The 19,728-nt window shown below is 61.8% G+C and carries 20 protein-coding genes; 9 read left to right on the top strand and 11 right to left on the bottom strand.

Features of this window, described 5'->3' with window-relative positions; all coding sequences use genetic code 11:
- Positions 1-85: 85 nt before the first annotated feature.
- The 5 genes from BN1121_RS06640 to lipA all read left to right on the top strand — a co-directional run bounded on the left by BN1121_RS06640 (position 86) and on the right by lipA (position 4,375).
- Entirely contained in the window at positions 86-943 is an 858-nt protein-coding gene (locus BN1121_RS06640) for a septal ring lytic transglycosylase RlpA family protein (protein WP_005348279.1), read from the top strand.
- 114 nt (positions 944-1,057) lie between these two features.
- Positions 1,058-2,227: a serine hydrolase gene (locus BN1121_RS06635; RefSeq protein ID WP_005348277.1), complete on the top strand. Its 1,170-nt coding sequence runs from the start codon at positions 1,058-1,060 to the stop codon at positions 2,225-2,227.
- Positions 2,228-2,442: 215 nt separating this feature from the next.
- Positions 2,443-2,706 carry a DUF493 family protein YbeD gene (gene ybeD / locus BN1121_RS06630; protein WP_005348274.1) on the top strand — a complete coding sequence of 88 codons (264 nt, stop codon included), beginning with the start codon at positions 2,443-2,445 and terminating at the stop codon, positions 2,704-2,706.
- 50 nt (positions 2,707-2,756) lie between these two features.
- Entirely contained in the window at positions 2,757-3,413 is a 657-nt protein-coding gene (gene lipB / locus BN1121_RS06625; RefSeq protein WP_005348270.1) for a lipoyl(octanoyl) transferase LipB, read from the top strand.
- A complete protein-coding gene (lipA, locus tag BN1121_RS06620; RefSeq protein ID WP_005348268.1) occupies positions 3,410-4,375 on the top strand; it encodes a lipoyl synthase in 966 nt (321 codons plus the stop codon). The genes lipB and lipA overlap by 4 nt, the downstream gene beginning before the upstream one ends.
- A gap of 103 nt (positions 4,376-4,478) precedes the next feature.
- Here the strand turns inward: lipA and BN1121_RS06615 are convergent, their stop codons facing one another.
- From BN1121_RS06615 to BN1121_RS06590, 6 genes are all read right to left on the bottom strand, one after another.
- Positions 4,479-5,678, bottom strand: coding sequence for an acetate kinase (locus tag BN1121_RS06615; protein WP_005348265.1), 1,200 nt, complete (start codon positions 5,676-5,678; stop codon positions 4,479-4,481).
- Between the two features lie 116 nt (positions 5,679-5,794).
- Positions 5,795-6,259: a NanQ anomerase/TabA/YiaL family protein gene (locus tag BN1121_RS06610; protein ID WP_005348263.1), complete on the bottom strand. Its 465-nt coding sequence runs from the start codon at positions 6,257-6,259 to the stop codon at positions 5,795-5,797.
- A 164-nt stretch (positions 6,260-6,423) separates the two neighbouring features.
- Positions 6,424-7,530, bottom strand: a complete 1,107-nt coding sequence (locus tag BN1121_RS06605) for a 1-acyl-sn-glycerol-3-phosphate acyltransferase (protein ID WP_005348262.1) — start codon at positions 7,528-7,530, stop codon at positions 6,424-6,426.
- A gap of 125 nt (positions 7,531-7,655) precedes the next feature.
- Positions 7,656-8,357 carry an aspartate/glutamate racemase family protein gene (locus BN1121_RS06600; RefSeq protein WP_005348260.1) on the bottom strand — a complete coding sequence of 234 codons (702 nt, stop codon included), beginning with the start codon at positions 8,355-8,357 and terminating at the stop codon, positions 7,656-7,658.
- Positions 8,358-8,407: 50 nt separating this feature from the next.
- Positions 8,408-8,998, bottom strand: coding sequence for a LysE family translocator (locus tag BN1121_RS06595; RefSeq protein WP_005348257.1), 591 nt, complete (start codon positions 8,996-8,998; stop codon positions 8,408-8,410).
- A 96-nt stretch (positions 8,999-9,094) separates the two neighbouring features.
- Positions 9,095-9,691 (bottom strand): LysE family translocator, encoded by a 597-nt coding sequence (locus BN1121_RS06590; RefSeq protein WP_005348254.1) that lies wholly within the window; start codon positions 9,689-9,691, stop codon positions 9,095-9,097.
- Between the two features lie 118 nt (positions 9,692-9,809).
- Here BN1121_RS06590 and BN1121_RS06585 point away from each other — a divergent pair, with 118 nt between their 5' ends.
- From BN1121_RS06585 to BN1121_RS19715, 3 genes are all read left to right on the top strand, one after another.
- A complete protein-coding gene (locus BN1121_RS06585; RefSeq protein WP_005348251.1) occupies positions 9,810-11,186 on the top strand; it encodes an aminotransferase-like domain-containing protein in 1,377 nt (458 codons plus the stop codon).
- Positions 11,187-11,384: 198 nt separating this feature from the next.
- Positions 11,385-12,998, top strand: a complete 1,614-nt coding sequence (locus BN1121_RS06580) for a hypothetical protein (RefSeq protein WP_005348248.1) — start codon at positions 11,385-11,387, stop codon at positions 12,996-12,998.
- 40 nt (positions 12,999-13,038) lie between these two features.
- A complete protein-coding gene (locus tag BN1121_RS19715) occupies positions 13,039-13,197 on the top strand; it encodes a hypothetical protein (RefSeq protein ID WP_156139394.1) in 159 nt (52 codons plus the stop codon).
- A gap of 4 nt (positions 13,198-13,201) precedes the next feature.
- Here BN1121_RS19715 and BN1121_RS06575 read toward each other — a convergent pair whose 3' ends face one another.
- The gene (locus BN1121_RS06575) at positions 13,202-14,512 is read right to left on the bottom strand and encodes a sodium-dependent transporter (protein ID WP_005348244.1); all 1,311 of its coding nucleotides are present in this window, start codon (positions 14,510-14,512) and stop codon (positions 13,202-13,204) included.
- 178 nt (positions 14,513-14,690) lie between these two features.
- Entirely contained in the window at positions 14,691-15,530 is an 840-nt protein-coding gene (locus BN1121_RS06570; protein ID WP_005348242.1) for an isopenicillin N synthase family dioxygenase, read from the bottom strand.
- A 132-nt stretch (positions 15,531-15,662) separates the two neighbouring features.
- Between BN1121_RS06570 and BN1121_RS06565 the strand changes: the two genes are divergently transcribed.
- A complete protein-coding gene (locus tag BN1121_RS06565; protein ID WP_005348239.1) occupies positions 15,663-16,220 on the top strand; it encodes a DUF2799 domain-containing protein in 558 nt (185 codons plus the stop codon).
- 34 nt (positions 16,221-16,254) lie between these two features.
- Here BN1121_RS06565 and BN1121_RS06560 read toward each other — a convergent pair whose 3' ends face one another.
- From BN1121_RS06560 to BN1121_RS06550, 3 genes are all read right to left on the bottom strand, one after another.
- Positions 16,255-17,898, bottom strand: coding sequence for a methyl-accepting chemotaxis protein (locus BN1121_RS06560; RefSeq protein WP_005348236.1), 1,644 nt, complete (start codon positions 17,896-17,898; stop codon positions 16,255-16,257).
- A gap of 169 nt (positions 17,899-18,067) precedes the next feature.
- A complete protein-coding gene (locus tag BN1121_RS06555) occupies positions 18,068-18,724 on the bottom strand; it encodes a DsbA family protein (protein WP_005348233.1) in 657 nt (218 codons plus the stop codon).
- A gap of 42 nt (positions 18,725-18,766) precedes the next feature.
- The gene (locus BN1121_RS06550; RefSeq protein ID WP_043157163.1) at positions 18,767-19,624 is read right to left on the bottom strand and encodes a Vmh family MBL fold metallo-hydrolase; all 858 of its coding nucleotides are present in this window, start codon (positions 19,622-19,624) and stop codon (positions 18,767-18,769) included.
- Between the last annotated feature and the right edge of the window lie 104 nt (positions 19,625-19,728).

The raw sequence follows: 19,728 nt of genomic DNA, 5'->3' as shown, positions 1-19,728 counted from the left end.
CCGTGTTACCATGCCGCCCTTCCTGTGCCGGTTTTTTCACCGTCGTCACCGCCCGGGCTGAGCAAGCCCTAACCCGAGAGATCCCATGAGCAAGTGCCACGCCCTTCTGTTGGGCTGTCTGACCCTGCTGCTGGTCGCCTGTAGCAGTCAGCCCGCCCCACGGGCTATGCCGTCAACCACGACCCAGGCCGAGCCACCTCTGTACGAGCTGCTGGCACGGGCCGAGGCCGACCGCCAGCAGGCAGGCATCACCTCGTACGCTGACGATGAGGCGGCGGCTCCGACCTCTAGTGCCTCAAATAGTCGTGCCCGCGGCGCCCACGACGCCGCCCCCGAGCCTCTGGCAAACTGGAGCAAGAGCGGCCGTTACCGGGCCACCGGCAGCGCCTCCTGGTTATCGCGCTCCCTCGACGGGCGTCGCACCGCCAACGGTGATGTGATGAACAGCCACCACTTCACCGCCGCCCACCGGACGCTGCCCCTCGGCAGCTATGCGCGTGTCACTAACCTGGGTAACGGTCGCCAGGTCATCGTCAAGATCAACGACCGTGGCCCCTTCAACCGCCATCTGCTGATCGATGTCACCCATGCCGCCGCCAACGAACTGGGCATGATCCGCAGCGGCAAGGCGCGCGTGCGCGTCGAGGCGGTGAGTCGCGCAACCGCTCGTGCCGAAGCCAAGCCGCTGAGCCAGAGCGGCAAGGCCGCGAAGAGCATGGCGCCGGTTAAGGGCAAACGCATTCAGGTGGCAAGCGGCGCCCACAAGGAGAAGCTGGTGGCCGAGGGCAAGCGGCTGCAAGCCAGGCTGGGCCTTCCCTATCAGGTCAGGGGGCAAGGTTCCCGCTATCGCCTGATCCTGGGCCCGGTCAGCGCCTCGACTCAACAGCGAGCGCTCAAGAAAATCAGGGCGGCCGGTTACCCTCAAGCATTTTTAATCAACTGACCTATATACTTGTGCCCTTTCCCCCTGTGACGAGGGGGTACATCTGGTATAGTTATCGCCGTTTTTGTTTCATGGGGGCGCGCATGCTCCCGCCAGGCACCCAGGAAGTCGAAGATGTCCAAATTTGTTAAATCGCTGCTCCTCACCACCCTGGTCAGCACCGCTGCCTCTGCCAGTGCTGATCCGGTCGTGGTGCCATCCGCCCCCGCCATCGCCGCCAAGTCCTACATACTGATGGACTACTACACAGGGCAGACCCTGGTTCAGGAGAATGCAGACGAACGCCTGCCCCCCGCCAGCCTGACCAAGATGATGACCTCCTACATCGTCGGCCTCGAGCTGGCCAAGGGGAACATCAAGCACGATGACATGGTGACCATCAGCCAGAACGCCTGGTCCAAGAACTACTCCGACTCCTCCAAGATGTTTATCGAGGTGGGTAAGCAGGTCTCCGTCGATGACCTGAACAAGGGGATCATCATCCAGTCCGGTAACGACGCCTGCGTCGCCATGGCGGAGCACATTGCCGGCAGCACCGACTCCTTCGCCAGCCTGATGAACACCTGGGCGGCCAAGCTCGGCATGAATAACACCCACTTCATGAACCCGCACGGCCTGCATGATCCGGAGCACTACTCCACCGCTCGCGACATGGCCCTGCTGGGCCAGGCGCTGGTGCGTGATGTCCCGGAGGAGTACAAGGTTTACTCCCAAAAATCGTTCCAGTTCAACGGCATCACCCAGCACAACCGCAACAAGCTGCTGTGGGACCCGACCCTGAACGTCGATGGCATCAAGACCGGCCATGTCAGCGAGATCGGCTACAACCTGGTCGCCTCTGCCACCAACAAGGAGGGGATGCGCCTCATCTCCGTGGTGATGGGCACCGCCAGCGAGCGCGTGCGCGCCGAAGAGAGCAAGAAGCTGCTGACCTACGGCTTCCGCTTCTTCCAGACCCTGACCCCCTACAAGGCCGGGACCGAGCTGGTAACCCAGAAGATCTGGATGGGCGACAAGTCCACCGTCAAGCTGGGCGTCGACAAGGACGTGGCCGTCATCATCACCCGTGGTCAGAGTGACAAGCTCAAGGCGGACTTCCAACTCGATACCGAGCTGAAGGCGCCCCTGGCCAAGGGCCAGCGCGTCGGCACCGTATTCCTGAAGATGGGTGACAAAGAGATCACCCAGGCCCCTCTGGTGGCACTGGAAGATGTGCAAGAAGGCAACCTGCTGAGCCGCATCTGGGATTACCTGATGATGCTGGTGCAGAGCCTGCTCAAATAAATTGATAGTGACGGCGCCCAATGGGCGCCGTTTTGTTTCTGCTGTAATAACATTACGCTTTGTTGGTTCCGCCTCCCCCCGATTTGTGGTAAAAAGCAGCACCCCGGTGTTGGCGTCTGCCGGGCGGCCCCCTTGAAGGGGTATCGCCCAGACCCCATACTCAGCCGAGAGACGAACAACCGGCCGAGCCCTTCGGCCACAGAGTAGGTAATACGATGAATACCAAGTTTGACGAGCTGCTCGAATTCCCCTGCAAATTCCCCTTCAAGGTGTTGGGCGTGGCCGACCCCGTCCTGCCTGAACGGGTGATCGAGGTGTTGCAGCTCCATGCCCCGGGTACCTATACCCCGGTCGTTCGCCCGAGCAGCAAGGGCAACTACCACTCGGTGACCGTCACCGTGATCGCCCAAAGCAAGGAACACATCGAGGCCATGTACACCGCCCTCGGCGAGATCGAGCAGGTACGCTACGTCCTGTAATCGTCTGCCCCGCCTGTCGGGGCTCTCTTTTCCAGCTATTGAGGAGTCCCATGTCTGCGCCATCGCTCCCCCCTCTCATAGTGCGCCATCTCGGTCGTCGCCCCTATCAGGCGGTATGGGATGCCATGAAGACCTTCACCGACAATCGCACGCCCGAGACCCCGGATGAGTTCTGGGTGGTTGAGCACGATCCTGTCTTCACCCAGGGACAGGCCGGTAAGGCCGAGCACCTGCTCAATCCCGGAGCGATCCCTGTGGTGCAAAGCGATCGGGGCGGCCAGATCACCTATCATGGGCCTGGTCAGCTGGTGCTCTATGTGCTGGTGGATGTGCGCCGCAGCCACCTGACGGTAAGAGATCTGGTCAGCGCATTGGAAAATGCCATCATCGCCACCCTGGCGCAGTGGGGCATTCACTCCAGTGCCAAGCCCGACGCCCCCGGCGTTTATGTGGATGGCGCCAAGATCGCCTCGCTGGGTCTGCGGATCCGCAGGGGATGCTCCTTCCACGGCCTGGCCCTCAATATCAATATGGATCTGGCACCCTTTCTGTGTATCAATCCGTGCGGCTATGCCGGCATGGTGATGACTCAGGCCAGCAGCCTGGGCGGCCCCCAGAGTGTCGCCGAAGCGACCCCGCTACTGGTAGCCGAGCTGGCACGCCTCATCGGCTACGACACAATAACGAATTCCGAGAGTGAATCATGAGCAAACCCATTCGTATGGAGCCGGGCGTCAAGCTGCGCGATGCCGACAAGATGGCCCTGATCCCGGTTAAATTCATGCCGGATCCCAATGAAGAGCTGCTGCGCAAGCCTGACTGGATGCGGATCAAACTCCCCCCCAGCAGCCAGAAGATCGATCACATCAAGAGCACCCTGCGCAAGAACAAGCTCCACTCTGTCTGCGAAGAGGCCTCCTGCCCCAACCTGGCGGAGTGCTTCAACCATGGCACCGCCACCTTCATGATCATGGGCGCCATCTGTACTCGCCGTTGTCCCTTCTGCGACGTGGCCCACGGTCGCCCGCTGGCCCTGGATCCGGAAGAGCCGAAGAAGCTGGCGCTCACCATCAAGGAGATGGGCCTGCGCTACGTGGTGATCACCTCGGTAGACCGTGACGACCTGCGCGACGGCGGTGCCCAACACTTTGCCGATTGCATCCGCGAGATCCGCGAGCACAGCCCACAGACCCGCATCGAGATCCTGACCCCGGACTTCCGCGGTCGCATGGAGCAGGCCCTCGAGGTATTCCGCGACACTCCGCCGGATGTGTTCAACCACAACCTGGAAACCGCCCCGCGCATGTACCGGGTCGCCCGTCCGGGTGCCGATTACAAGTGGTCGCTGGAGCTCTTGCGTCGCATCAAGGAGATGCACCCTGACCTGCCCACCAAGTCCGGCCTGATGATGGGGCTAGGCGAGACCAATGAAGAGATTGTCGGGGTGCTCAAGGATCTGCGCGAGCACGGCGTCAACATGCTGACCCTGGGCCAGTACCTGCAACCGAGCCGCCACCACCTGCCGGTGAAGCGCTATGTGCCGCCCGCCGAGTTTGACGAGCTCAAAGACGTGGCGATGGGGCTCGGCTTCACCCACGCCGCCTGCGGGCCCTTCGTGCGTTCCTCGTACCACGCGGATCTGCAAGCCAAGGGCGAAGAGGTGAAATAAGCCTCCCTTGCCATGAAGAGAGGGCGCCATCGGCGCCCTCTTTGTCTTTTGCCAACCATAAAAAACGCCCGCACTGTGGCGGGCGTCTTGCTGAGTGGTTCGCTTAGCCCACCAGGGCGAGGGCGTCACGGGCGATGACCAACTCCTCGTTGGTCGGGATGACCAGAGCGGGGCGGCTGTCGGCCGTAGTGATGAGCCCTTCACCACCGAGCACGGCGGCCTTGTTGGCCTCCTGGTCGACTTTGAAACCCATCAGCGCCAGGCGTGCCAGGATCATCTCGCGGATGACGGCGGCGTTCTCGCCGATGCCGCCGGTGAAGATCAGGGCGTCGAGGCGACCCTCCATGGCCGCGGCGTAAGCACCCACGTACTTGGCCACCCGGTAGGTGAAGACGTCCACGGCGCGCTTGGCACCGGCATCGGTGTCGTAGTTCGTGGTGGCATAGCGGCAGTCGCTGCTCACCTCGGTCAGGCCGAGCAGGCCAGACTGCTTGGTCAGCAAGGTGTTGATCTCGTCAACCGAATAACCCAGCTTGTCATGCAGGAAGAAGACCACGGCCGGATCGACATCGCCGGAGCGGGTACCCATGGCCAGCCCTTCCAGCGGGGTCAGCCCCATCGAGGTATCCACCGACTTGCCGCCCTTGATGGCGCAGACGGAGGCGCCGTTGCCCAGGTGGCAGTTGATGATATTGAGTTCGTCCAGCGGCTTGTTCAGCGCCTTGGCGGCTTCTTCGGCGATGAAGCGGTGAGAGGTGCCGTGGGCGCCATAGCGACGGATGGCGTGCTGCTCATAAAGCTTGTAAGGCAACGCGTAGAGGTAGGCTTCCTCAGGCAGGCTCTGATGGAAGGCGGTGTCGAACACGGCCACGTTCTTGTCGGCCAGCTGCGGGAACACCTTGAGCGCGGCCCGGATACCGATGAGGTGAGCCGGGTTATGCAGGGGAGCGAAGGGGATGGCGGCCTCGATACCGGCAATCACTTCGTCATCCACGCGCACCGAGCTGGAGAAGCGCTCGCCACCATGAACGATGCGGTGACCGATGGCGACCAGTTGAGCCGCCAGAGAGGGATCCTGGCTCAGGATATGGTTCACGATAAAGTCGAGGGCCTCCTGATGAGCCGCACCGGCCCCCAGCATGGCTTCGCCCTTGACCCCGTTCAGCTTCCACTTAATACGGGCATCGTCCAGGTTGAAGCACTCGGCCAGGCCGGAGAGGCTGGCCTCACCGGTCTCGGCATCCATGACTGCGAATTTGAGGGAAGAGCTACCGCAGTTCAGGATCAATACCAACTTGCTCATCTTCAGAATCTTCCTGTGATACGGCTGTCGCCGCGTCGTTGTATCCACATGGGACAGGATCCCCTCAATGGGGCTATATGGCCGCCTGGGCAGCCAATCTTTCAATTCGTGCCGGCTCAGGCCAGCAGACTCTTGTGTACCTTGATCACCAGCTTGCGAACCGGCGCGGGCAGACCCAGAGTACAGAGCGGGCGATGCAGCTCACCCGGATAGAAGATCGCGAAGTCACCGGGGCGCAGTGCCAACCAGCTCTCCTGCTCCACCTCCACAAACCAGAGGTCGGGGTGGGGATGAGTGAGCCCCTCCAGCCGATATTGCTGGGGGCCGACGCCAATCCACTCGCGGCCAGAAAGCAGCAGCTGGATATCGAGGTACTCCTGATGGAACTCCCCCAGGCGCTCATCGGCCGGCTGAGTGAGATCTTCTTGCACCAGGCAGAAGAGGCGATCACCGTCGATCGTCACCCGTCCAATGGGGCTTTGCTCCCAGTGTTCGATAGAGATGACCACATCGAGCAAAATGGCCACCAGAGGCGGTGGAAGCAGGGCCTGGTCAAGGGCCATCAAGTTACCAGTGATCATGTAAGACCTCGTGCCACGCAACAAAAAGGGCCAGACGGCCCTGATAGTGTCATCAACATCGTACCAGCTGAAACAACATTATCGCCCAACTGATTTCGTCTGATATTGACCAGAAACAAAAACAGGAGCATCTGCTCCTGTTTTATAAAAATTACTTAAATTATTCAAATTTTCTTTAGGTTTTCGACGGGGCGCGCATACATGGCACGCCAGATCTCCCTGTGCGCCTCGGGCACCTGAGCCAGTCGCGCCTCGAACTCCTGACGCTCGGCCTGCCCTACCGGCTCACCGTCACCGGCCGCCAGATGGTTATTGGGGAAGAGACGGTAGTGACGCCAGATAGTGTGATCGATCAGCTCGGCCAGCTCGTCGGGGCCATGGAATCCCTCTCGCAGCGGCTCGCCAAAGGCCACGTGTACCCGCCCTTTCTGGCCGACAATACCGGCGACTATGCTCTCGATATCCTCGAACTCGCCCTTCTCATAACGACCGGTGTGGGCCTTCTCATAGAGCTCGCGCGCCTTGGCCATGTCGGTGGGATCGCACTCGTAAGAGATGCTGACCGGCACTATGTTGAGACGGCGCATATAGTCGGCAAACTCCAGCTTCTGCTTCTTCCCCTCCATGTAGAACATCTTGAGGATGGCCGGATCGGTTCTGTCGTCCCCATCCTTGGCACGCCCCTCTTTCTGGGCGATCCAGATGGAGTGGCCAATCGCCAGCGACTCGCCAATATAGGCCGAGAGATCGCCAAACGCCTTCATCATCTCGCGCGGCCCCTTGGCGGAGCGCTTGACGATGAAGCTCTTGTTAAGTCGCATCAGCTCGGTGGCACAGGGCTTGCGCAGCAGATTGTCGCCGATGGCGATACGCACAGTATCGAAACCGCTCTTGAACAGCCCCCAGTTGACGAATGCCGGGTCCATGGCGATATCGCGATGGTTGGAGATGAAGAGATAGCCCTTGCCCGGCTCCAGATGCTCCAGGCCGGAGAAGGTCACCCCATGGGTGGTGCCGGCGATCATCCGCTCCATGTAACGGGTCACCCCGAGCTGCACCTGATGCACCGTGTTAACGCCGGCCCACTTGCGACGCAGCACCAGACGGATGAAGGGACGGATCGCCCAACCCAACCAGCAGACCAGATTACCGAAGCGATACCTGGCGATGGCGCCGATGAACTCGTCATCCTGGATGAGGCGGTCGATGGCGCCGGCCACCTCGTCGTCGTTATAAGGGCGGATCTCCGCAAATCTGTCTACTTCTGCCACTGTGTGTGCCTTTATCTTCGGGGAAAGAGGTGCTTGGCACCCTCAAATTTCAGGGCGCAATTTTACACGCTTTTCCTTCATGGGATATGCAGCACCAAGAGATCTGAGATCTGACCAGTGAAAACTCACCCATCTGGTGAGAGCGCCCAACTCACCGCCGCCTCGGCGTGCAGCGCCGTGGTGTCATAGAGCGGCACCGCCGCCGCACACTCTCCCACCAGCAGCGCTATCTCGGTACAGCCGAGTATCACCGCCTCGGCCCCCTCTTCAGCCAGACGCGCGATCACCTCGAGATAGGCCTGACGCGACGCCTCTTTGATCTCGCCAAGGCAGAGCTCGTCGTAGATGATCCTGTGTACCCGTTCCCTGTCAGCCTCGCCGGGCACCACCACCCCCAGGCCAAACTGCTCCTCGAGGCGGGCGCGATAAAACGCCTGCTCCATGGTGAAACGGGTACCGAGCAGCCCTACCCGGCGCACCCCGTCGGCCACCAACCGCTCACCGGTGGCGTCGGCGATGTGCAGCAGCGGGATCGACACCGCCGCGGCTACATCGTGTGCCACCTTGTGCATAGTGTTGGTGGCGATCAGCAGAAAATCGGCACCGCCGGCCTCAAGGGAGCGGGCAACCGCGGCCAGCTCGCGCCCCGCCTCCTGCCACTGTCCTTGCGCCTGCAACTGCTCGATGACGGCAAAGTCCACGCTGTGCAACAGGATGCGCGCCGAGTGCAGACCGCCGAGACGCGCACGCACGCCCCGGTTCAGGGATTGGTAATAGCTCACGGTCGACTCCCAACTCATGCCGCCCAACACACCGATACAACGCATGACTCACTCCTTGGATAAAAAAGGCCCCGCAGGGCCAACAAGACAGACGTCTAGATCCAGATCATCAGCACGCAGGCCGCCGTGGCGATCCCCATACCGAGGTTAAAGCGCCGCCAACCAAGCGGCGTGCATATGAGGCGCCGTACCTGGGCGCCAAACACCACCCAGAAGGCGCCGGTATAGAGGCCGGTGCAGAAGAAGATGGCGAGCACCCAAAGGGCGGAAGGCCAATAGGCCTCGCCGGCCAGGGTGAAGCCACCTATGGCCGACAGGGCCATCATCCACGCCTTGGGGTTGAGCAGCTGCAACAACGCCCCCTGGTGGGCCGGGATCAGAGAGCGGTTACCCTCCGCCGGACCCGAGGCGATGGCCACCTTCCAGGCCAGCCACAACAGATAGAGCGAGCCGGCCACCTTGAGCAAATCATGCAGCAAGGGCAGCCGCTCGAAGATGACCCCAAGCCCCAGGGCCATCGCCAGGATCATCAGATTGATGCCCCCCACCACCCCCACCAACAGGGGCAGGCTGCGGCGAAAGCCCTGGGCCGCCCCGCTGCTGGTCAGCAGCATGTTGTTGGGGCCAGGGGTTCCGCAGGTGACCAGGGCAAAGCCCGCCAGGGGCAGCAACCAGTTGAGATCCATAGTGACAACATCCTTTTCGAGCACGAATTCCTACTATGCCGCAGGGGTTTCATGCATAACAAGCCTCGTTTATGCTTATTTTTTGCATGAGTTTTCTTACATCCAGAGGGTCACCACGCACAGAGCCGTGAGACCGCCCAAGGTACCGTTGAGGCGACGCCACCCCTGATCCGAGCTTATCCAGTTACCCAGCTGCTTACCAAACACCACCCAGATGAAGCAGACCGGCAGCGCTACCAGGGTGAAACAGGCCATGATGATGAGCTGGCTCGGCCAGTAGCCGGCCCCGCTCTGACTAAACAGGCTGATGGCCGAGATCCCCATCATCCAGGCCTTGGGGTTGAGAAACTGGAACCCCAGCCCCTCGAGCAGGCTCAGCGGACGGGCCCGCCCGGCGGGATCCCCGGGGGCACCGGCCACCGCGATGCGCCACGCCAGCCACAGCAGGTAGAGGCTGCCGAAGATCTGCAACCCGACCCGCAGCCAGGGCCACCCCTCGAAAAGAGGATAGAGGCCAAGGGCCAGCACCAGTTGCAACACAGGCTGGCCGACGCTCACCCCCATGAGATGTGGCAAGGTACGGCGCACCCCGAAGTTGGCCCCCGAGGCAGTCAGCATCAGGTTGTTGGGGCCCGGGGTGCCGCACATCAATACGGCGAAGCCAAACAGGGTGGCATACCATTCGAGAGTCATCAGTGTCGCTCCTTTCCCATCGACATTGTATCGATACAATGTCATCGATCGTGTTGTTTCATGCCCTTATCTCACGCTATATTGAGACAATTTTCCGATCAATGGATTTATTGTCACCATGACAATCTGGACTCCGGATCTCGCCGCCCACAGCGGCCCCCTCTACCTTCGCCTGACCCAGGCCATTGAGCAGGCCATCGCCAACGGCGCCCTGACCCCCGGCTCGCGGCTACCGACCCAACGTGCCCTGGCCGATCGGCTCGGGGTCACTGTGGGCACCATCACCCGTGCCTACGCCGAGGCAGAGCGGCGCGGCCTGCTCGCCGCCCGGGTCGGCAACGGCACCTGGGTGCGGGAGAAAGGGGAAACCAGCGGAGCCGACTGGCCGGTGCGCGAGGAGCTGGAGGGGCGCATCGAGTTGTGGCAGAACCTGCCGGTGCCTCTCGATCGGGCTTCCCTGGTGGGACCTCTGCTGCGTCAGCTGGCCGACGATCCCCATCTCAACCGCCTGCTCGGCTACGACCAGGAGGCGGGCCGACCGCACCAGCGCCAGGCCTTCCTCGACTGGCTGGCGAGTCTCGGCATTCACGCCGGGCACGATCGCTTCTTGTTTTGCAACGGCGCCCAGCACGGCATCCTGCTGACCCTGCTGGCCACCGGCTGCGTCGGCGAGAGCATCGCCTGCGAGGGACTGACCTACCCAGGCCTGCTTGGCGCGGCGCGCCAGCTGCGCTGCCAGGTGACGGCGGTGGCGATGGACGACGAGGGTATGCAGCCTGAGGCGCTCGACACCCTTTGCCGCCAGCGTCGACCGCGCCTGGTCTACCTCACCCCAACCCTGCAAAACCCCACCACCGCCATGATGGGCGAGGCGCGCCGCCGCGCCCTGCTGGCCGTGTGCGAACGGCACGGGATCTGGGTGGTGGAAGATGACGTGAACGGCCTGCTGCCACAGGAACGCGCCACCCCCATGGTCGAGCTGGCGCCGGAGCGGGTCATTCACCTCGGCAGCCTGGCCAAGATTGCCTGCGGTGGCCTGCGGGTAGGCTTCCTGCTCTGCCCGCCTGGCCTGCACAGCACGTTGGCCCAGGCGATGCGCCTGTCGAGCTGGATGGTGAGCCCGCTGCTGCTTGAGGTCGCCTCCCGCCTGCTACGCCAAGGGCTGGCTCCCCTGCTCGAGGAGCAGCGCAGGGTGCTGGGTCGGCGCGGCGAGCTGCTGCGCCAGCTGCTGCCGGAGGCCCGCTGGCATAGCGGCGCCATGCACGCCTGGCTGCCCCTGCCTGCCCCCTGGCGCAGCCAGGAGTTCGCGGCAGCGGCCGACGCGGTCGGGGTCGGCGTCACCAGCGGCGAGCTATTTGCCGCCGGCCAGTATGCCGCTCCCCAGGGGGTGCGCCTGAGCCTGAGCCAACCCTCCAGCGACGCTCTGCTCGCCGAAGGGTTAACCCGGCTGCGCGAGCTGCTGGCCGGCACGCCCCCGATCGTCCCCATCCTGTAGGGACGAGCATTCGGCCTCTCACTGGCTCCTCAAGAGCGCACAAGAAATAGCGCCCCCTTTTCCCGCTCAGCAGGCGGCATGGGGGCGTATCTCATCAGAAAAATCATCCGGTTACGCAATACTCCGCCGACCTTGCTATATTCATACCTCAATCGAATCCGCCACTTTTTATATACCTGTGCGGGGAGATCTCCGGGTATGCAATTCCTCATCATTGAAGAAACACCCCTGCTGAGCACCGCCATCTGCCTGACATTGCGCAAGCATGGCCTGGGCGTGGAAGAGATGATGCAATGTAAGGATCTGCATGCCATCTCTTCTTTCCTTCATCGCTACCACTTCGATGCCATCATTTGCCGGCAGAGTCACTATCAGGGGTATGAAGGTATCAGGCTCTTGCAAGAGGCCGACTATCAGACACTGCTGCCACCCGGAGTGGTGCTGTTATTGCTCAACGAGGATCCTGCCCCCCTGACGCTGGGCCTCTCGACCATTCACTTCGAGTTGCAGCTCACCATCCCATTCACCAGCCAGTCGCTGGACGACATTGCACAAGAACTTATCAGCCTTACCCGCGTCACTCGGCCCTTGTGCCCACCTCTCAGACAGCAAGAGTGGGGTCTCACCCTGCATCAGTGTGAAGACATTCAATTTCGCCTGTTTCAACATCCCTTGGTCAGGCTCCACCTCGATCGCCTCAAGGGGATGCTACTCCTGCAGCAACGCGCCTATCTGGATGCGAGTCAGCACTACGCCCTGTGTGCCACCGAATACCCGGCCAGTTGGCCTCGCTGCGGCCTCTTTCTCGCCATGATTGGCTTGGGACGCATGGATGTGGCCCAACGGGATCTGGAATTGCGGGCCTCATCGTTGAGCGAGATCAGTCTGCTCAAGTTAACCGTGATCCTCGATGTTCAGGAAGGGCGCTGGTTTGCGGCCAAACTGAACCTCGAGAAACTGCTCCAGCAGCAACATCATCCAGACTTTCGGCACGCGGCGATTCTACTGGCCATCTTGCTGCATGATGTCGACATGGGGTGCAATCACATCGCGCAGCTAAACCTGACCTTCTTCCCCGAAGGACGATTGCGCCTCAGTGTCGAGCAGTTCATGCTGGAAGTGGCGTTGAAGTTGCTGTGGCAATACTCGGCCCTGACCAGGGATCACACTCTATCGGTGAGGTTTCAAGAGCTGGGTCCCCTCTCCCCCCCTCAACTGTCCGAGCGCGAAGCCGGGGTATTGCAGGCATTCTGGTCTTTACTCGACAGCGACTTCGATGGTGCCATTACCCGCTTAACCACGCTGGCCGACGAGGAAAATCCGGCGCCCAGCGCACTCCTGCTTGAATTTGCCATCAGCCACCACTGCACCCTGGCACAGAGGGCGTTGCAGTGTCTGGACAGGCTCGCGACCCTACAGCCCCCCACCCCTTTCTCACCGCTGCTCGGCACTCTGATGCATCGCACGCTGGAGAGCCTCAGACAGTTTGTGCAGGAGGAAGAGGGCCGGCTAGAGCAGCTTCGCAGCGCGCGTAACGACGCCATCCGTCATCATCAGTGGCAGCGAGCACTGCAGCTGAGTATCACCCTCTGTTCCGATTTTCCCGCCTACCCGGCCGAGGCTTGGGCGACCCTCAACCTGCTGAGCCGAGCCTGGCCCGGCAATGCCCCGGCCAGTCAGGTGGCATCACTGGTAGAGAGCCTCACTCAGCGCCTGGATCGCGATGCCGAGTTTCAGGCCAACTATGGGGAGCGCTACGGGATCCTGTTGGGGCAAATCCACCGCCATCTGGATGAACACCTCCCCTCCTGAGATCCCCTATCTTGGTCGCATCAGCCAGTACACTGGGTGAATGCCCCCTCTCCCAGTGCTGGCACCTTGCCACGACGACGAGTTCGAGCTGCGCCACCTCGGCCGGCTCGGCACCTTGACCCTGAGCAGGCAGAGCCCGACCGGCGAGGACGAGCAACGCCAGCCCCAGGCCGAGAGCCACTGGCCCAAGGCGGGTTGAGCCGTCACAGCACGCCGCGCACCAGGATCCCGCCGATAAGCAGCGGCGCCAACCAGCGCCAGCAGCCGATCAGGGCGGCGCGCCACGGAGCCGCCATGCCTGCCGGCAGGGTGCGCGCACCAATCTTCCAGCCAAGCAGTAAGGTCAGTCCGAGGCCAAACAGGGGCATCATCAGGTTAGAGGTGACAAAGTCGAGCAGATCGAAGATCCCCATGCCAAACAGGGTGACGCCCGCTAGGGGCCCGAACGAGAGGCTCACCGGGACGCCGGTCAGTATCACCGCCAGGGTCACCAGGCCTGCCGCACGGCTGCGCTGCATCCCCCACTCGTCACAGCAGAAGCGCACCAGGTTCTCCAGCAGGGAGATGGACGAGGAGAGCGCCGCCATCACCAGCAGGGCGAAGAAGACCACCGCCAGGGGCTGACCGAACGGGATGTGCTGGAACACTGCCGGCATGGTCATGAAGGTGAGGCCGGGGCCCGAGGTAGGATCGATGCCGGTGGCGGCCAGGGCCGGGAAGATCATCAACCCCGCCAGCACGGCGATGAAGCTCGCCAGCAAGACCACCCAGAGGCTGGAGCGGCCAACCCCTTCGGGGCCGGGCAGGTAGGCGCCGTAGGTGGTGTGAATGCCGAGGCCGATGGAGAGGGAGAAGAAGGCCAGCCCCATGGCATCGAGCACCCCCGCCATGCCGAGCCTGGCAAAGTCGGGCTCGAGGAAATGGCGCACCCCGGCGCCGGCCCCCGGCAGGGTCAGCCCCACCGCGACCAGCAGCAGCATCATCACAAACAGGCTCGGCATCATCCAGCGCAGGGAGCGCTCGACTCCCTTCTGGATGTCGCCGCGCACCAGCCACCAAGTGAGGCCGGCAAACAGCAGATGGGTGAGCAGGGGCCACCAGGGGTGACTGACGTAGCCGTTGAACAGCGCGGTGAGGGCCGCCCCGTCGGCGCTGGCCAGCTCGCCGCTTGCCGCAAGCCCGGTGTACCCCAGGGTCCAGCCTCCCACCACGCTGTAAAAGCTGTAGATGAGGAAGGTGCAGATCACCCCGGTCCAGCCGATCCAACCCCAGCCGCGCCCCGCCAGCTGACGACAGGCACCAAGCACCCCTTGGCGGGTCAGGCTACCGAGCAGGGTCTCTGCCACCAGCACGGCGACCCCCAGGGTCAGGCTAAACAGCAGGAAGACCAACAGGAAGGCGCCGCCGCCGTTGGCCGCGGTGACGTAGGGAAACTTCCAGATGGCGCCGAGGCCGACGGCGGTGCCGACGGAGGCCAGAATGTGGCCGAGGCGGGAGGACCATTGGGACTGCATCGTATGAACTCCAGTCAAGAAAAGCGGGCCCGAGAGGGGCCCGCACCATGTTCATACGCTACCGACAGTGGCCGGCAATCACTACGACGATATTTGGTGGAACCACACCATTTTTGGCACGATCCACCAACATGTTACTGAAACAAAATCAGTTGTGTCGCAGCGTATCCTCAGGACCTCAGATAACCCCGAGTTCGCGCAGGCGCTCCTTCAGATAGGTGTCTGCGGTGTGACGCTCGGAGAGCACCACGTCCGGGCGCGGGTGCAGGAACAGCGGCAGGGAGATGCGCGACTTGTTGACGCTACCACCGGTGGGGTTGATCACCCTGTGGGTGGTCGAGGGATAGTAACCCTGGGATGCCTCTTGCAGCATGTCGCCGATGTTGATGATCAGGGTGCCAAAGTCGCACGGCACGTCCATCCACTCTCCGTCGGCGCCCATCACTTGCAAACCGGGCTCGCTCGCCGCCGGCAGTATGGTCAGCAGGTTGATGTCCTCGTGGGCAGCGGCGCGAATGGCACCTGCCTCTTCGCTGCCATTCAGCGGCGGATAGTGCAGCACCCGCAGCAGGGTCTTCTGGCTGCCATCGATCATGGAAGAGAGGGGGCAACTGTAGTGAGTCGCGATATCGTCAGGGGTGTGCTGCTCGACCCAAGAGAGCAACTCGGCGGCCAGCTCATTGGCGAGACGGTAGTACTCCATTGCCTGAGCGTTCAACTCCTCCGGGATCTGTCCCCAGGGATAGATGTGGAAATATTCCTTGATGTCCTTCTTGGTGTGCCCCTTGGCCACCTCGGAGACGGAGGGCGGGAAGTAGCCGTCTTGTGTCTCGCGGTTGAAGTGGAAGTCGTGCTTGCGCTCGCTATCGAAGAATTGCTGCCAGTTGTCGTAGATAGCCTGAACCAGTTCACGGGGGATGGGGTGGTTGGTCAGTACGCCAAACCCTGTGGTGCGCAGGGATTCGGTGAAACGGGCCGCCGCATCCGGAGCCTGGTAGTCGACTGTCAGAACTTTCATTGTTATGTTTCGCTCATGTTAAAAAACGCACCATTCTAGGCCCCTTCAGCCTCATTGCAAACCTCCAATAGCGATTGAGCGATCCCCATCACAGGCATAAAATCGTGCATTCCGTTCCGATGAGACCCCGTTATGCCTATGCGTCTGTTCCTGCTCTCCCTGACCCTCTTACTCGGCGGTTGTGCCGCGCTCTCGGAAGAGGAGTGCCACAACACCAACTGGAATCATCTCGGCTATCAGGATGGCGAGAGAGGACGTCCCCGCGATGTATTCAAGGAGTACGGCGAAAGCTGCGCCGAGTATGGCGTCCGGCCAGACAGCGTCGAATGGGATAAAGGCTATCAGAAGGGGCTCGAGCTCTACTGCATTCCTGAGCTGGCCTACCGCAAGGGGCGAGACGGGGAAGAGTATCTCGGCGTCTGCCCCAATGACGCCAGCTTTATGAAGCAATATCAGCGTGGGCGAGACGAATACCTGATTCAAAAACGCATCGGCGAATTGCAGCAGGAGCTGAGTAGCCTCAACACCAGCATCGGTACTCTGGAGCTGCAGCTACGCAACAGCAAGGAGAGCTCTGATCGCAGCTACTACCGCAGTCAGCTGGATCGCGCCAACCGCCGTGCCACCGCCATAGAGCAGGAGATCTGGCGCCTGCGCAATCCTCCCACCGTCATCCAGTTCAAGCTGTAAAAAGAGAGGGCGCCAACGGCGCCCTCTCTCATGGTCAGGTGCGAAAGCGTCGCACCATCTCCTGCAACTGGGTGGCCAGGTGGTTGAGCTCGCCGCACGCCTGAGCCATCTGATTGGCCCCGGCCGTCACCTCCTCGGAGGCGTGGCTGATGTTGACCACGTTGCGATTGAGCTCTTCGGTCACGGCGCCCTGCTCTTCGGTCGCAGTGGCAATCTGGATATTCATCTGGGAGATGCTGCTCACAGCACCGCTGATCTCCGAGATGGAACTCCCTGCGTCCCGCGCCGTCTCGACAGTCGAGCTCATCATCTCCTGACTCTGCTGCATGGTGACCCCCGCCTGCTCGGCACGCTGCTGCAGCTCGGCGATGATGCTGTTGATCTGGGAGGTCGAATCCTGGGTCCGTTTGGCCAGGGTCCGCACCTCATCGGCCACCACGGCAAAACCGCGCCCCTGCTCACCAGCCCGGGCCGCCTCGATGGCTGCGTTGAGGGCCAGCAGGTTGGTCTGCTCGGCAATGCCGCGGATCACCTCGAGCACGACGCCGATGTTACGGCTGTCATCCCCCAGCTGGCGAATGACGGCGGCCGTGCTCTCGATGGCGCCCGCTACCTGCTCGATACGGCGAATCGATTCATTCACCGTCTTCGCACCCTGCTCGGCACGCTTGCTCGCCTGGCCGGCCGAGTTGGCGGCATCGCTGGTATTGCGAGACACCTCCTGTACCGTGGCCTGCATCTCGTTCATGGCGGTGGCCAACTGATTGAGCTCATGCTGCTGGCTGTTCATGTTTCCTGCAGACTGGCTGGCAACGGCGCTCATCTCCTCGACGGCGGCGCTCAACTGCACCACGGACCCCGACACCTCACTCACCAGCTGACGCAGATTGCCCTGCATCTCACCAAACCCCTTGGCCAGCTTGCCCAGCTCGTCGTTATTAAACTGGGAGCTGTCGGTGCGCACCGTCAGGTCCCCGGCCGCCACCCGGCGAGTCTGCTCCAACAGCACCATGACTGGATTGCGGATCTGGGCAGTCAACAGCCAGGCCACCACGACCACAAAGGCGACGGTCAACAGACCGATGACGATGTTGATGTTGCGCGAGCTGCTATAGGAGCTTTCTATCTCCTGATTCATGGTGCTGGCCCGCTGATCGTTGATCTCTCTGAGGCGCAAGGCGTAATCGGCCGCTTCGGCCAAGGAGTTGAGCGTCTCGTTCTTGCGCAGGCTCTTTGCCTTCTCAAGGTCTTGGCGCTGCAAGGCATCGACTAGCGAGTCGTGATGGGTAAAGTAACGCTTGGCCGTGTCGTTCAGGGCGTTGAAGGCTTGCTCTTCCTGACCGGAGGGTTCAAAGGGAAGACGGCCATAGCTCTGGGAGGACTCGTCAAATGAGGCTTTGGCCTTGGCAAAGCTCTGGGTATAACGCGCCAACTCTTCATTGTCCTGATTCAGCACGGCGACAACCATGCTCAGCTCGGCGCGACGGGCATCGGTCAACGCCAACTGCATCTGACTGGCGAGGCGAATCGAGGGGATCAGGTTATCCGTAATCTCGGTCGTCTGATCGTTAAAACGGGAGAGCTGGAGCGTCGAGAACCAGGCCAATCCAAGCACCAGTACTGCCAGAAAGGTAAAACCGGCACTCAGTTTCTGACCGATAGACATGTTTGTGAACATAGCGGCGCATCCTTGGGATTTATTGGCTCTCCGGCTGCCACTAGGGCTGCCAGAGAGAATCATATTGAGCATAGCTTGATGGGGAAAAACGCAAGGAAATCCCCATCTACAGACTCATAGCGACGCACCTGAACCCGCCCTTGACCTCGGCCCGCTAATAACAGGGCTATCACTGCTCTATGCTCGGCTCCCTATCCTCACAACGCACCGCCAGCCACTGACGCAACGCCTCGGGTCGGCCCAGCATGGCGGAGATATCGACCCGCTCCAGCCGCTCACCCCGCTGCAGTGCCAGAGTGGGATAACCCTGTCCACCGATGCGCCGCAGCCACCACTGACTGTCACGCAGATGCTCGGCCAGAGGGGCCGCATCAAACGCCGCCCGAAACGACTCGTGCTCAATGCCTTGCTCGGCAGCCAGCCTCGTCAGCAGGGCAAACTCACCGACCCTGAGCCCATCGCGGTAATGGCACTCCTGAATGCGTTGCAGCATGGTCAGGGGGGCCCCACCCAGGGCGGTGACCGCCAGAATGGCACGCAGGGGAGGCTCTGAGTCGAGTACGCCCTGCTCATCGAGCAGCAGCTCGTCGAAATAGCGAGCCCCGAACGGTTGACCGGTGAGGGCGGCGATCCGCTCGTCATGAGGGCGCACATAATCGCGCAAGGCCCGCCCCATTGGCCGGCGCCGCTCTGCCAGCCACAGCCCGCCACCATGCAACTGCAGGCGCAGATTGGGCAGGGTGGCAGCCGCCTTCAGGAGCGGCGAAGCCCCATAACACCAGCCACAGAGGGGGTCATAGACGTAATGAAGAGTTGTCTGAATCATGGGATTACCTCATGGGGCCGGAAACCCGGCCCCTGCGTTGCCTTACCACTTCATTTCGCCGGTCGCGACCTTGGCGCCGATGGCCAGGCCATCATCCACCGGCAGTGCCGGATATGCCTGCTTCATGCCCTCGATCAGGGTGGCGGAGTCCTTGCTCTTGGCAAGCTCGGCCTCGAAGCGCTGCACATAGTCACGAGTGAAGGTGACGGCTTCGATGCCCTTGGGCATAGTGCCGAGGTAGTGGCCCGGGATCACGCGCTCGGGCTTGAGGGCCTCCAGCTGGTTCAGGGTCTCAACCCACTGACCGCGGGCGGTCTTGGTCTGGCTGTCGGCCATCCACACATGCACGCCAGCGTAGACTGCCACGCCACCGAAGGCGGTCTTGACCGAAGGCGCCCACAGGAAGGCACTCGGGGTATTCATCCCCTTCACCTCTATGGCTTTCCCCTCCAGGGTCAACTGAGAGGCGGTCATCACCTGCGGCACGGTCACGCTCTTGGGCGCATCCTTACCCAGGATCGGCCCCCAATAGGCGAGCTTGGCATCCTTGGTCTGCTTGATGTGGTCGACCACATGCTGGCTGGCCACCACCTTGGCCTGCGGGAAGGCGGCAACGATGGGCTCGAGGCCGAAGTAGTAATCCGGATCCCCTCCGCTGATGTAGATGGTGGTGAGGGTCTTGCCACTGCGCTTGATCATGTCGACCAGTGCCTGACCGTTCTTCACGTCGAACTGGGCATCGACCAGGATGGCCTCCTTCTCGCCGGTGACCAGCTCGGAGGAGACCGGGAAGATGGCCTTCTCGCCGGGGTTGTAGACCTGGATGTCGAGCGGAGCCGCGACCGCCATGCCACTCAGCAGGGTAGAAGCCAGGGTCAGGGTGCTCATTGTCTTTTTCATTGCATTGTCCTCAATCGGGTTGGTTAGGTTGTCTGTTTCGATGGGATGCAGTCTATTGGATCACTTCCGTGGCAAATACAGCATAATAGTGACTTCACTGTTGC

Origin of the sequence: Aeromonas diversa CDC 2478-85 (assembly GCF_000819805.1) — a bacterium.
Taxonomy (GTDB): domain Bacteria; phylum Pseudomonadota; class Gammaproteobacteria; order Enterobacterales; family Aeromonadaceae; genus Aeromonas; species Aeromonas diversa.
This window is presented reverse-complemented; position numbering and strand designations above follow the sequence as displayed.

Excerpts from the sequence above, each read along its gene's own strand:
- BN1121_RS06640 (WP_005348279.1), top strand. The coding sequence starts at position 86 with ATGAGCAAGTGCCACGCCCTTCTGTTGGGCTGTCTGACCCTGCTGCTG.
- BN1121_RS06635 (WP_005348277.1), top strand. The coding sequence starts at position 1,058 with ATGTCCAAATTTGTTAAATCGCTGCTCCTCACCACCCTGGTCAGCACC.
- ybeD (WP_005348274.1), top strand. The coding sequence starts at position 2,443 with ATGAATACCAAGTTTGACGAGCTGCTCGAATTCCCCTGCAAATTCCCC.
- lipB (WP_005348270.1), top strand. The coding sequence starts at position 2,757 with ATGTCTGCGCCATCGCTCCCCCCTCTCATAGTGCGCCATCTCGGTCGT.
- lipA (WP_005348268.1), top strand. The coding sequence starts at position 3,410 with ATGAGCAAACCCATTCGTATGGAGCCGGGCGTCAAGCTGCGCGATGCC.
- BN1121_RS06615 (WP_005348265.1), bottom strand. The coding sequence starts at position 5,678 with ATGAGCAAGTTGGTATTGATCCTGAACTGCGGTAGCTCTTCCCTCAAA.
- BN1121_RS06610 (WP_005348263.1), bottom strand. The coding sequence starts at position 6,259 with ATGATCACTGGTAACTTGATGGCCCTTGACCAGGCCCTGCTTCCACCG.
- BN1121_RS06600 (WP_005348260.1), bottom strand. The coding sequence starts at position 8,357 with ATGCGTTGTATCGGTGTGTTGGGCGGCATGAGTTGGGAGTCGACCGTG.
- BN1121_RS06595 (WP_005348257.1), bottom strand. The coding sequence starts at position 8,998 with ATGGATCTCAACTGGTTGCTGCCCCTGGCGGGCTTTGCCCTGGTCACC.
- BN1121_RS06590 (WP_005348254.1), bottom strand. The coding sequence starts at position 9,691 with ATGACTCTCGAATGGTATGCCACCCTGTTTGGCTTCGCCGTATTGATG.
- BN1121_RS06585 (WP_005348251.1), top strand. The coding sequence starts at position 9,810 with ATGACAATCTGGACTCCGGATCTCGCCGCCCACAGCGGCCCCCTCTAC.
- BN1121_RS06580 (WP_005348248.1), top strand. The coding sequence starts at position 11,385 with ATGCAATTCCTCATCATTGAAGAAACACCCCTGCTGAGCACCGCCATC.
- BN1121_RS19715 (WP_156139394.1), top strand. The coding sequence starts at position 13,039 with ATGCCCCCTCTCCCAGTGCTGGCACCTTGCCACGACGACGAGTTCGAG.
- BN1121_RS06575 (WP_005348244.1), bottom strand. The coding sequence starts at position 14,512 with ATGCAGTCCCAATGGTCCTCCCGCCTCGGCCACATTCTGGCCTCCGTC.
- BN1121_RS06570 (WP_005348242.1), bottom strand. The coding sequence starts at position 15,530 with ATGAAAGTTCTGACAGTCGACTACCAGGCTCCGGATGCGGCGGCCCGT.
- BN1121_RS06565 (WP_005348239.1), top strand. The coding sequence starts at position 15,663 with ATGCCTATGCGTCTGTTCCTGCTCTCCCTGACCCTCTTACTCGGCGGT.
- BN1121_RS06560 (WP_005348236.1), bottom strand. The coding sequence starts at position 17,898 with ATGTTCACAAACATGTCTATCGGTCAGAAACTGAGTGCCGGTTTTACC.
- BN1121_RS06555 (WP_005348233.1), bottom strand. The coding sequence starts at position 18,724 with ATGATTCAGACAACTCTTCATTACGTCTATGACCCCCTCTGTGGCTGG.
- BN1121_RS06550 (WP_043157163.1), bottom strand. The coding sequence starts at position 19,624 with ATGAAAAAGACAATGAGCACCCTGACCCTGGCTTCTACCCTGCTGAGT.